The organism is Roseisolibacter sp. H3M3-2, assembly GCF_029211165.1.
Taxonomy (GTDB): Bacteria; Gemmatimonadota; Gemmatimonadetes; order Gemmatimonadales; family Gemmatimonadaceae; genus Roseisolibacter.
In genome coordinates this window covers 1-10985 of the sequence record NZ_JARGEK010000146.1, presented here as the reverse complement: position 1 = coordinate 10985, position 10985 = coordinate 1, and the positions used below count along the sequence as shown (strand labels likewise).

The following is a 10985-nucleotide window of genomic DNA, read 5'->3' as shown; positions in this document are numbered from 1 at the left end:
CGAGGCCCCTCCGGTGGATGCGCCGCCGGCGGGCGCGTCGCCCGCCCATGCGCCCCCCGCGTTCCCGACGCCCCGGCCGCGCGTGCGGCGGCGCTGGTACGTCGCCGCCGCCGCGCTGGTCGTCGCGGCGCTCGCGCTGGGGTGGGCGCGCGGCATCGCGCGGACGCCCGAGGCGCCCGCGGCGCCGGCGCCGCGGTCGCTGGCCGTGCTGCCGTTCGCGAACATGAGCGCCGACCCGGGCAACGCCTACTTCAGCGACGGGCTGAGCGAGCAGATCATCACCGCGCTGAGCCAGGTCGAGGGGCTGCACGTCGCGGCGCGCACCTCGTCTTTCGCGCTGCGCGACGCCCGCCTCGACGCCCGCGCCATCGGCGACACGCTCGGCGTGGGCGCGCTGCTGGAGGGGAGCGTGCGCCGCGAGGGGAGCCGGCTGCGCGTCACCGCGCAGCTCATCGACGCCGCGACCGGCTACCACCTCTGGTCGGGGGAGTTCGACCGCGAGGCCGCCGACGTCATCGCGGTGCAGGACGAGATCGCGCGCGCCATCGCCGACGCGCTGGAGCTGCGGCTCCCGCCGCGCGCGCCCCCCGCCACGCCGCGCGCCGCGCCGGACCTCACGGCCTACGACCTCTACCTGCGCGCCCTCCACCTGCGCAACGGCCTCGACGCCGACGACCTCGCGCAGGCGCTCACGCTGCTCGACCGCGCCATCGCGCGCGACCCCGACTTCGCACTCGCGTGGGCGGCGAAGGCGAGCGTGATCGCGCCGCGCATCTACTTCCGGCAGGTGCCGTACGCGGCAGGCGTGCGCGACCTCCGCGTCGCCGTGGACCGCGCGCTGGCGCTCGACCCGTCGCTCGGCGAGGCGCAGGTGGCGCTCGGGATCCTCAACCTGTTCTTCGAGTGGCGGTGGGACGACGCCGGCCGCGCGCTGCGCCGCGCCGTGGCGCTGAACCCGAGCGACCCGCACGCCTGGCACCACCTCGCGAACTATCTGAACGTCGTCGGCCGCCACGCCGAGGCCGCGGACGCGCGCGCGCGCTCGGCAGCGCTCGACCCGCTCAACGCGCGCACGCGCGCGGTGCTCTCCGGCGACTACGCGCGCACCGGCCGCCCCGACGCCGGGCGCCGGCAGTACGAGCGCGCGCGGGCGCTCGACCCGATGCACCCGCTCCTGCTCGGCCTCGGGCCGACGCTGCCGGTCGCGGCGCACCTCGCGCCGCCCGCGATGCGCCCGGACGAGCTGGAGCAGGAGCTCCTCCGGCTGGCGGTGCTGCGCGGCGCGACCACCGCCGAGGTGGACGCCATGCGCGCCGCGCATGCCGCCGACGGGATGCCCGGGCTCTGGCGCCGCTGGCTGGCGATGGACGAGCGGCAGTCGGGCGCCAACCTCGACCCGCTGCGCGCCGCGAGCCTGTGGGCGGCGATCGGCGACCGGGCGCGCGCGTTCGAGCGGCTCGAGCGGGCGTACGCCGAGCGGAACCCGGGACTCATCTACCTCGCGGACGACCAGATCTTCGCGCCGCTGCGCGGCGACCCGCGCATGACGCGCGTGCTGGCGGGGATGGGGCTGGCGCCGATCGCCGCGCGGTGACCGCCGGCGCCCCGCCGCGGCCCCAGGCGGAAACAGGCGGCGCGGGGACGCCGTAGGGGGCCGGGCGCGCCGACCGGGCGCGTTGCGTCCCCACCCGCAGCCCCCTCCGCCGTGTTCCGCTCCCTCCGCCGCGCCGTCGTCGCGGCCCGCGCCGCCGCGCTCCTCGCCCTCGCCCCGGCCGCGCTGCGCGAGGAGGCCGCCGCGGCCGCCCTCGCCGCCGACTCGCTGGCCTTCCCGCGCCAGTTCGTGCAGTGGGTCCTCACGTCGCAGGGGGACAGCGCGTTCGCGCACGCGGGGCCGCAGCTGCGCGAGAGCATGAAGTCGGCGCAGGGGGTGAACGACATGGCGGGACGGGTCGCGGCCCGCTTCGGCGCGGTGCAGGGGACCGACGCCGAGGTGCAGTTCGACGAGGGGCCGCTCAAGGTCTACATCACGGCGCTGCGGTTCGCGACGGCGCCCGAGCCGGGGGCGTGGGTGGTCGTGTACTCGCCCGCCACCCGCGTCGTCGAGCGCGCCTCCTTCGGCCCGCTGTCGAACATCAGGCAGCGCTACCCGCAGGCGAAGCTCCCCTGAGCGCGGACTGACGCGGGCGGGCCCCGTGTCGGGGGTCCGCCGACTTGCGCGTTCCGACCCGGCGGCGAACCATGGTGGCCTCGCCGCCGCGGTCCCGGGCCCCCCCGCCGCCTCCGCCCGCCGTCGCGGCCGCGTGGGCGCCCCGGAACTTCCGAGGCGCGCCGGGCGTCGTTCGTGCGCCCCCCGCCCGTGACTCCCGCCGGGCCGACGCAGGCGCACGCGCATCCTCATCAAGGAGGGTCGCTCATGCGTGCATCCGCCGCACTCGCCGCCGCGCTCGTCCTGGCCGGCTGCGCCGCCGACAGGCCGCCGACCGCGGCGCTCGCCCCCGACGCCGCGCCCTCGTACGCGCGCGCCGCCGCGTGCCCGGCCGCGGAGCCCACGACCGCGTCGGCCCGATGGACGCGACTCGCCGACGTGGTGGTGGGTCGGAACCCGCGCGGCCCGCTGTTCGCCGCCCGCAACCTCGCGCTGATCGCCGTCGCGCAGTACAACGCCGTGATCGCCGCCGAGGACGAGCGGGAGGGCCGGCTCCACCCGTCGGTGGCGGGCGCCGCGGCCGGCGCGAGCGCCGCGATGCTCGTCGGGCTCTACGCGAGCGAGCAGGGCGCCGCCGACGCGCAGCTGGCCGCCGACGCGGCCTACTTCCCGTCGCTCCCCTCGGAGCGCGACGCGGACTGGGCGGAAGGGGTGGCCGTCGGGCGCGAGGTGGCCGCGGCGGTGCTGGCGTACGCGAGCGCCGACGGGAGCGCCGCGGTCTCTCCCGAGCTGTTCCCCACGGGCCCGACGTCGCCCGGCGCCTGGTACAGCGCCGTCGGCACGGCGCCGGTGGCGCCGCTCTGGGGGCAGGTGCGGCCGTGGGTGCTCCCCGCGGGGGACGCGTTCCGCCCGCCGCCGCCGCCGGCGTTCGGCTCGCCGGCGTATCTCGCGGAGGTGGCGATGGTGCGCGCCGCGTCCGACACGCGCACGCCGGCGCAGCTCGCGATCGCGCGGAAGTGGGGGACCGCGGACGTGAACCCGGCGGGCGGGAGCGGCATCTTCAGCGACTCCGCGATCGCGCGCGCCGAGCGGCATCACCTGGACGAGCGGGCGACGGCGCGCCTGCTGGCCGTGCTCGCGATCGCGCAGATGGACGCGAGCATCGGCTGCTGGGAGGCGAAGTACCACTACCGCACGATCCGGCCCTGGCAGGTGGACGCGGCCATCACGACGCCGATCGGGCGCCCCAACTTCCCGTCCTACCCCAGCGGCCACTCGTGCGTGATGGGCGCGGCGGGCGCGGTGCTCGCCGGCTTCTTCCCGCCGGACGGCGAGCTGTTCGCCGCCATGGTCGCCGAGGCGGGCGTGTCGCGCGTGTACGCGGGGCTGCACTTCCCGTTCGACATCCCGGCGGGGCAGCGGCTCGGGCGCGCGGTGGGCGCGCTGGCGCTGGCCAACGCGCCGCGCGGCCACGCGCCGATCCCGCTCGACTGACGCGGACGTGAAGCGGGGGGCGAGTCATGGACTCGCCCCCCGCTCGCACGCCCCCCGACGTCGCGACTCAGACGTCGAGGTTGGACACGAACCGCGCGTTGGCCTCGATGAACTCGCGCCGCGGGTCGACGTTGTCGCCCATGAGCGTCGAGAAGATCTGGTCGGCCAGCACCGCGTCCTCCATCGTGACCTTGAGGAGCGTGCGGGCCTCCGGGTCCATCGTCGTCTCCCAGAGCTGGTCCGGGTTCATCTCGCCCAGCCCCTTGTAGCGCTGGATGTTGATGTTCTTCCCGTCGTTGCCGCCGAGGCGCGTGACGTACTCGTCGCGCTCCTTCTCGGCGTAGGCGTAGTACACCTCCTTCCCCTTGGCCACCCGGTAGAGCGGCGGCTGGGCGATGTACATGTAGCCCGCCTCGATCAGCTCCGGCATCTGGCGGAAGAAGAACGTCAGGAGCAGCGTGCGGATGTGCGCGCCGTCGACGTCGGCGTCCGTCATGATGACGATCTTGTGGTAGCGCGTCTTCGTGAGGTCGAACTCCTCCTTGATCCCCGAGCCGATCGCCGTGATGATCGTCCGGATCTCCTCGTTGGAGAGGACCTTGTCGATGCGCGCCTTCTCGACGTTGATGATCTTGCCGCGCAGCGGCAGGATCGCCTGGAACGCGCGGTTGCGCCCCATCTTCGCCGAGCCGCCGGCCGAGTCGCCCTCGACCAGGTAGATCTCCGTGCGCGCCGGGTCGTCGATCGAGCAGTCGGCCAGCTTGCCCGGCAGGTTGCCGACGTCGAGCGCGCTCTTCTTGCGCGTGAGGTCGCGCGCCTTGCGGGCCGCCTCGCGCGCGCGGGCCGCGCTCACCGCCTTCTCGATGATCGCGTTGGCGACCTTCGGCGTCTCGTCGAGGTACTGCGTGAGCAGCTCGTTGACCACCGAGCGCACCGCGCCCTCGGCCTCCGAGTTCCCGAGCTTCGTCTTGGTCTGCCCCTCGAACTGCGGCTCGCGGACCTTCACCGAGAGCACCGCCACCAGCCCCTCGCGGACGTCGTCGCCGGTGAGGCGGATGTCCTTGTCCTTCTTGTTGAGGGCCGACGACTTCTCGATGTACTTGTTGATGACCGTCGTGAGCGCGCTCTTCAGCCCCGTGAGGTGCGTGCCGCCCTCGTGGGTGTTGATGTTGTTCACGAACGAGAAGACCGACTCGGCGTAGCTGTCGTTGTACTGCATCGCCAGCTCGATCCCGATGTCGTCGCGCTCGGTCTCGATGTAGACGACCTGCGGGTGCAGCGGCTTCTTGTTCGCCGCCTGCGTGAGGTGGGCCACCATCTCCTTCAGCCCGCCCTCGGCGTGGAACGTCTCCTCGCGCTCCTCGCCCGGCCGCTCGTCCTTGAGCGTGATGGTCACGCCCTTGTTCAGGAACGACAGCTCGCGCAGGCGCGCCTGGAGGGTGCCGTAGTCGTAGATCAGCGACTCGGTGAAGATCACGGGGTCCGGCTTGAACCAGACCTTGGTGCCCGTGTCCTTCTTCGCGACCTCGCGGAGCGTCTTGAGCTTCGTCGTCGTGTCGCCACGCGCGAAGTCCATGTAGTGCTCCTTGCCGTCGCGCTTGACCCAGACCTTGAGCGTCTCGGAGAGCGCGTTCACGCACGAGACGCCGACGCCGTGCAGGCCGCCGGACACCTTGTAGCTGTTCTTGTCGAACTTGCCGCCGGCGTGCAGCACCGTCATGGCCAGCTCGACGCCGGGGAGCTTCTCGACCGGGTGCACGTCGACCGGGATCCCGCGGCCGTTGTCGGTCACCGAGATCGAGTTGTCCGCGTGGATGATCACGTCGACGCGGTTGGCGAACCCCGCCAGCGCCTCGTCGATCGAGTTGTCGACCACCTCGTACACGAGGTGGTGCAGCCCGCGCGGCCCCGTCGAGCCGATGTACATGCCGGGGCGTTTCCGCACCGCCTCCAGCCCCTTCAGGACCTGAATCGAGCCCGCGCCGTAGTCGGTCGTCGTGCCCTTCTCCGCCGTCTTCGTCATCCGCACTCCGCTGGTCAGGCCGCACGCGGCCGGGCATGCGCCGGTCGGTGCGGGGAACCTCCAAATCTACCCCCGCGGCGACCCGAACGCAACCCGATGGACCCGGCGTAACTGCTTGTTTGGCAAGCGGTTGCCCCGGGCGGTCGTGACCTCGTCAGCGCTGGAGCGTCAGCCGGATCCGCCGCACCGGCGGGCGGTCCGCCCGGGCGTTCAGCGCCCGCAGCAGCTCGGGCTCCAGCAGCGACAGCTCCGTCATCCAGGCGTGGTTCCGCACCGCCACCCAGAGCGTCCCGTCGGCGCTCACCGACAGGGGCTCGGTCACCCCGGCGATCTGCGCCCCCACGAGCGCCGGCCACTCCGGGACCACCGCCGCCTGCGCCACCCGCTCGGCGACCCCGGCGTCGGCCAGGACCCCCGCCAGGAGGTCGGACAGGGGGGTGGGGCGGGAGGGACGCTGGGCCATCCCCCAACATAGCGGGCGGGGCGGGTGTCGGGTCCGGCGGCGTTCCCGCGCACCGGAGGGTGGGCGCGGCACCGACCGCCGCCGCCCCACCACCAGCGCCACCAGACCCCGACCCGACGAGACGCCCATGCGCGCCCTGCCGACCCTCCTGCTCGCCGCCCTCCTCGCCGCCTGCGCCGGCGACGTCGCCGCCCCCGCCGAGCCCGCCGCCGCCCCGCGCTTCAGCCGCGGGGAGCAGGGCAACGGCACGATCGCCGTCACCCACTCGATGGACGGCCGGATCATCCCGCTGTACTGCGGCGACGAGTTCCGCGAGTGGATCACCCTCTCCGGCTCCGTGGTGGAGCGCCGGAACTTCGTCTCCACCGGGCAGCCCGGGACCGGGGGCGAGACCATCGCCGTCTCGCACACCCGCCCGCTCGACCTGCGCGGCGTGGGCGAGACCACCGGCCACGAGTACCGCGTCGACGACCGCGATTCCTACCGCCAGGAGTCGTTCGAGGGCTCGGGGGGCGTCATCCGCCACACGATGCGCGCCCGCAACCTCGTCACGGGCGACGCCTACCTCCTCCAGTACGCGCAGCGCTGGAACTTCGACGCCGAGGGGAACCTCGTGACGCACCGCGAGATGGAGCGCGCCGACTGCAACTGACGGACGTCGGCGGACGATCCGTCCGCCGGCGCTCAGGCGTCCAGCACGCCGTCGCGGATCGACGCCCGGGGGAGCCGCGTGAGCTCCTCCGGGACGTCGCTCGCCCGCGGCACCACCAGCAGCACCTGCCCGAGCCCCGCGTCGCCCAGCAGCGCCAGGATCGCGTGCGCGCGCCGCGCGTCGAGCTCCGCGAACGGGTCGTCGAGCAGGAAGAGCGGCGCGCTCCCGACGTGGTCGCGGAGCGTCGCCGCCTCCAGCATCCGCAGCGCGATGGCCGCCGTCCGCTGCTGCCCGGCCGACCCGAACAGCCGCAGCTCGCGCCCGCCGAGCGCGAGGTCGAGGTCGTCCCGGTGCGGTCCCGCGTGCGTGAGCCCGCGCCGCAGGTCGAGGGGACGCTTGGCCGCCAGCGCGGCGCCGAGCGCCGCCCGCGCGCCCTCGACCGAGTCCTCGCCGTCCACCTCGAGCGCGGTCGCGTAGCGCAGGCGCATCGGCGCCCGCTCGCCGATGGCCGCGCACAGCGCCGCGAACGCGCCGGCGTGGCGGCGCACCCACGCCCGCCGCTCGGTCCACAGCACCGCGCCGTGCTCGGCGAGCGCCGGCTCCCACACCGTCGCGCGCTCCTCGCCGCGCCCGGTGCGTGCGGCGTCGCGCAGCGCCGCGTTCCGGCGCACCAGCGCGCCGCGGTACGCCTGCAGCGCCGCCAGGTAGCGGCGCGACGTCAGCGCCAGCGCCACGTCGAGGTAGCGGCGCCGCTCGCTCGGGCTGCCGGCGACCAGCACCACGTCGCCGGGGGAGAAGATCACCGACGGGAGCGCGCCGAGGGCGTCGCTCAGCCGCGGCACCTCGGCGCCGTCGATGCGCACGCGCTTGCGCTTCCCCGCGCGCTCGAAGCCGACGCCCACCGCGCGCGACGCGACGCGGTGCTCGCCCGGCAGGTCCACCTCCGCCGCCACGTGGAACCCGGGCGCGCCGAAGCGCACCAGGTCCGCGTCGCGCGCCCCGCGCACGGAGCGCAGCAGCTCGAGGTAGTAGACCGACTCCAGGAGGTTCGTCTTGCCGTGTCCGTTCTCGCCGACCACGGTGAGCCCGTCGGGGGGGACCGCCAGCTCGACCCGCTGCAGGTTGCGGAAGTCGCGCACCGCCAGCCGGCGGAGCACGACGCGCGCGGGGGCGGCGGGCGGCCCCGCGGGCTCCACGGCCGCCGTGCTCAGCGCCCGCGGAACGCCGGCGTGCGCTTCTCGAGGAAGGCGGCGGTCCCCTCGCGCTTGTCCTCGGTCGCGGCGGCGAGGCCGAACGCGTTCGACTCGTACTGCTGCGCCTCCTCGAACGGCAGGTCGTAGCCGGCGTTGACCGCCTCGATGCACAGCGCGAGCGCCACCGGCGCGTTGGCCAGCATGGCGCCCGCCATCGCCCGCGCGCGGTCCATCAGCTCTGCGGCCAGCACGACCGCGTTGGCGAGCCCGATGCGGTACGCCTCCTGGGCGTCGATGATCTCGCCGGTCAGCAGCAGCTGGAGGGCGCGCCCCTTCCCGACCAGGCGCGGCAGCCGCTGCGTGCCGGCGTAGCCGGGGACGAGGCCGAGCTTCACCTCGGGCTGCCCAAACTTGGCGTGCTCCGAGGCCAGGCGGACGTGGCAGGCCATGGCCAGCTCGCACCCGCCGCCGAGCGCGAAGCCGTTGACCGCGGCGATGGTCGGCTTGGGCGAGGTCTCGAACTTCCGGAAGACCTCCTGGCCGAGGCGCGAGCGCCGCTTGGCGTCGAGGGCGTCGGCCTTGCCGATCTCGCTGATGTCGGCGCCGGCGATGAACGCGCGCCCCGCCCCGGTGAGGATGACCGCGCCGACCTCGTCGCGCCCGCGCAGGTCGTCCATCGCCTGCCCGAGCTCGCGGATCACCAGGTCGGCCAGCGCGTTGAGCTTGTCGGGGCGGTTGACCGTCAGCACGGCGACGCGGTCGGCGACGTCGAGGGTCAGCGTCTGGAAGAGCATGGGCGGGGCGTGGCGGCCGTGGGGTGGAGGTCGACGGGCGGGGAAAGGTACCGAGTGGGACCGCAATTTGCTCCCGCCCGCCTGAGCCATGGCGCAGCAATGGATTCTGCGGAAGGGTACGAAGCGGAGCGGCTTCCGCTACGTGACGCCGGCGGGGCGGGCCGCCCCGGCGCGCACCCGCGCGCGCGCCGAGGCGCTGGTCATCCCGCCGGCGTGGACCGACGTGCACGTGGCGGCGTCGCCGTCGGCGGCGGTGCAGGCGTGGGGCTACGACGCCAAGGGGCGCAAGCAGTACCGCTACCACGACCGGGCCGCCGAGCGCGGGCAGCTGCGCAAGTACTACCGCGTGCGGCGCATGGCGCACGACCTCCCCGCCATCCGCGCCGCCGTCGCGCGCGACCTGCGCGGGCGGACGCTGACCCGCCGGCGCGTCGCGGCCGGCGTCGTGCGCCTGATCGGCGAGGCGTTCTTCCGCGTCGGCAGCGAGCGGTACGCGGTCGAGAACCGCACGTTCGGGATCACGACGCTGCGGAAGCGGCACGTCACGCTGCACGACGACCGGGTGGTGTTCGACTACGTCGGCAAGGAGTCGGTGCGGCAGCGGCAGACGGTGTGCGACCCGGCGCTGGTGCGCTTCGTCGGCGAGCTGCTGGACGCGCCCGGGCCGCGCCTCTTCCGCTACCGCGACGACGACGGCGCCTGGGCCGACCTGACGGCGCGCGACGTCAACGCCTACCTGCAGGAGGCGGCCGGCGTCCCGTACAGCGCGAAGGACTTCCGCACCTGGGGCGGGACGCTGCGGCTGGCGACCTTCCTGGCGGACCTCGGCCCCGCCGCGAGCGAGCGCGAGGCCCGGAAGAACGTCGTGACCGCGGTGCGCTGCGTGGCCGCGGAGCTGGGGAACACGCCGACCGTCTGCCGGCAGGCGTACGTCCACCCGATGGTGATCGCGCGCTACCTCGACGAGGGGGAGACGATCGCGCCGTTCCTGACGCGCGCGGCGGCGCGTCGCGCGGCCGCCGGCGCGCAGCTCCCCGAGGAGCGCGCCCTGATCGGCTTCCTCGACCGCTACTTCCCGGAGCGGCGCCGGCGGAAGGAGCGGCGGCGGCGCGCGGGGCGCGAGGACGCGGGCGACCGCCGCGACGCGCGCGCGCTCCCCGCCGAGGGACGCCGCGCTGGCCGCCGCGCGTCGCGCCGCCCATCTTGGCCGCATGGCCGCCCTCGTCTACTACGTCGCCACCTCCGTCGACGGCTTCATCGCGCGCCCCGACGGCTCGTTCGGCGACTTCCCGTGGGACCCGGAGTTCGGCGCGCACCTCCTGGACACCTACCCGGAGACGTTCCCGGCGCACCTCCGGTCGGGGCCCGTGTCGGCGGAAGGGAACCGGCGCTTCGGCGCGGTGCTCATGGGGCGCCACACCTACGAGGTCGGCGTCGACGCGGGCGTCGTCTCGCCCTATCCGACGCTGCGGCAGTTCGTCTTCTCGACGCGGCTGCGCGAGAGCCCGTCGCCCGACGTCGCCCTGGTGCGGGAGGACGCGGCGGAGGTCGTGACGCGGCTCAAGCGGGAAGAGGCGCGCGACGTCTGGCTGTGCGGCGGCGCGGTGCTCGCCGCGTCGCTGTTCGAGGCCGGGCTGGTCGACGAGGTGGTCGTCAAGCTCAACCCCGTGCTCTTCGGCGCGGGGATCCCGCTGCTGGCGCGCCCGGTGCCGACCGTCGCGCTCGACCTGCGCGACCTGCGGCGCTTCCCGAGCGGGCACGCCTGGCTGCACTACGACGTGCGCCGCTAGCCGGCGGCCGGTGGCGGGGGCGGCGCGCCGCTCCTACGTTCCGCGCGTGACCGTCCCCCCCGTCTCCGTCGTCCGCGCGCTCGACTGGTCGCCGTCGGGCGACGCGCTGCGCATCGTCGACCAGCGGCTGCTCCCGCAGGCGTGGGAGGAGCGCGACCTGCGCACGGTCGAGGAGGTGTGCGACGCCATCCGCACGCTGGCCGTGCGCGGCGCGCCGGCGATCGGCGCGGCGGGGGCGATGGGGCTGGCCGCCGCGATGGCCCCGCGCGACGGGGAGGACGCCGACGCCTGGCGCGCGCGCCTCGCGACGTCGGCCGCGGCGATCCGCGCGGCGCGCCCGACGGCGGTGAACCTGCCGTGGGCCGTGGACCGGCTGCTCGCCCTGCTGCGCGACGCGGGCGCCAAGTCGGAGGCCAAGCGGTCTTAGGAA

Annotated in this window: 11 protein-coding genes; 6 read left to right on the top strand and 5 right to left on the bottom strand. The window is 75.2% G+C overall.

Annotation, left to right across the window (positions count from 1 at the left end; all coding sequences use genetic code 11):
- The 3 genes from PYV61_RS13245 to PYV61_RS13235 form a co-directional block, all read left to right on the top strand.
- Positions 1-1594 (top strand): hypothetical protein (locus PYV61_RS13245; protein WP_275832244.1); only part of this gene is annotated, 1594 nt, incomplete at its 5' end.
- Positions 1595-1705: 111 nt separating this feature from the next.
- Complete coding sequence (locus PYV61_RS13240) at positions 1706-2167, top strand: hypothetical protein (protein ID WP_275832242.1); 462 nt, start codon at positions 1706-1708, stop codon at positions 2165-2167.
- A 246-nt stretch (positions 2168-2413) separates the two neighbouring features.
- The gene (locus PYV61_RS13235; protein WP_275832240.1) at positions 2414-3640 is read left to right on the top strand and encodes a vanadium-dependent haloperoxidase; all 1227 of its coding nucleotides are present in this window, start codon (positions 2414-2416) and stop codon (positions 3638-3640) included.
- A gap of 67 nt (positions 3641-3707) precedes the next feature.
- On the opposite strand, the gene gyrB is transcribed toward PYV61_RS13235, so the two are convergent.
- Together gyrB and PYV61_RS13225 are read right to left on the bottom strand one after the other, a co-directional pair.
- Positions 3708-5663: a DNA topoisomerase (ATP-hydrolyzing) subunit B gene (gyrB, locus tag PYV61_RS13230; RefSeq protein ID WP_275832238.1), complete on the bottom strand. Its 1956-nt coding sequence runs from the start codon at positions 5661-5663 to the stop codon at positions 3708-3710.
- A 154-nt stretch (positions 5664-5817) separates the two neighbouring features.
- Positions 5818-6126, bottom strand: a complete 309-nt coding sequence (locus PYV61_RS13225) for a DUF721 domain-containing protein (protein WP_275832236.1) — start codon at positions 6124-6126, stop codon at positions 5818-5820.
- Positions 6127-6253: 127 nt separating this feature from the next.
- Between PYV61_RS13225 and PYV61_RS13220 the strand changes: the two genes are divergently transcribed.
- Positions 6254-6778 carry a hypothetical protein gene (locus PYV61_RS13220; protein ID WP_275832234.1) on the top strand — a complete coding sequence of 175 codons (525 nt, stop codon included), beginning with the start codon at positions 6254-6256 and terminating at the stop codon, positions 6776-6778.
- Positions 6779-6810: 32 nt separating this feature from the next.
- Here the strand turns inward: PYV61_RS13220 and recF are convergent, their stop codons facing one another.
- From recF to PYV61_RS13205, 3 genes are all read right to left on the bottom strand, one after another.
- Entirely contained in the window at positions 6811-7974 is a 1164-nt protein-coding gene (recF, locus tag PYV61_RS13215; RefSeq protein ID WP_275832231.1) for a DNA replication and repair protein RecF, read from the bottom strand.
- A gap of 11 nt (positions 7975-7985) precedes the next feature.
- Positions 7986-8765 carry an enoyl-CoA hydratase-related protein gene (locus tag PYV61_RS13210; RefSeq protein ID WP_275832229.1) on the bottom strand — a complete coding sequence of 260 codons (780 nt, stop codon included), beginning with the start codon at positions 8763-8765 and terminating at the stop codon, positions 7986-7988.
- A 732-nt stretch (positions 8766-9497) separates the two neighbouring features.
- Complete coding sequence (locus PYV61_RS13205; RefSeq protein WP_275832227.1) at positions 9498-9671, bottom strand: hypothetical protein; 174 nt, start codon at positions 9669-9671, stop codon at positions 9498-9500.
- Between the two features lie 305 nt (positions 9672-9976).
- On the opposite strand from PYV61_RS13205, the gene PYV61_RS13200 reads away from it, so the two are divergent.
- Positions 9977-10555, top strand: coding sequence for a dihydrofolate reductase family protein (locus PYV61_RS13200; RefSeq protein WP_275832225.1), 579 nt, complete (start codon positions 9977-9979; stop codon positions 10553-10555).
- A gap of 46 nt (positions 10556-10601) precedes the next feature.
- Positions 10602-10982 (top strand): hypothetical protein, encoded by a 381-nt coding sequence (locus PYV61_RS13195; protein ID WP_275832223.1) that lies wholly within the window; start codon positions 10602-10604, stop codon positions 10980-10982.
- Positions 10983-10985 lie beyond the last annotated feature (3 nt).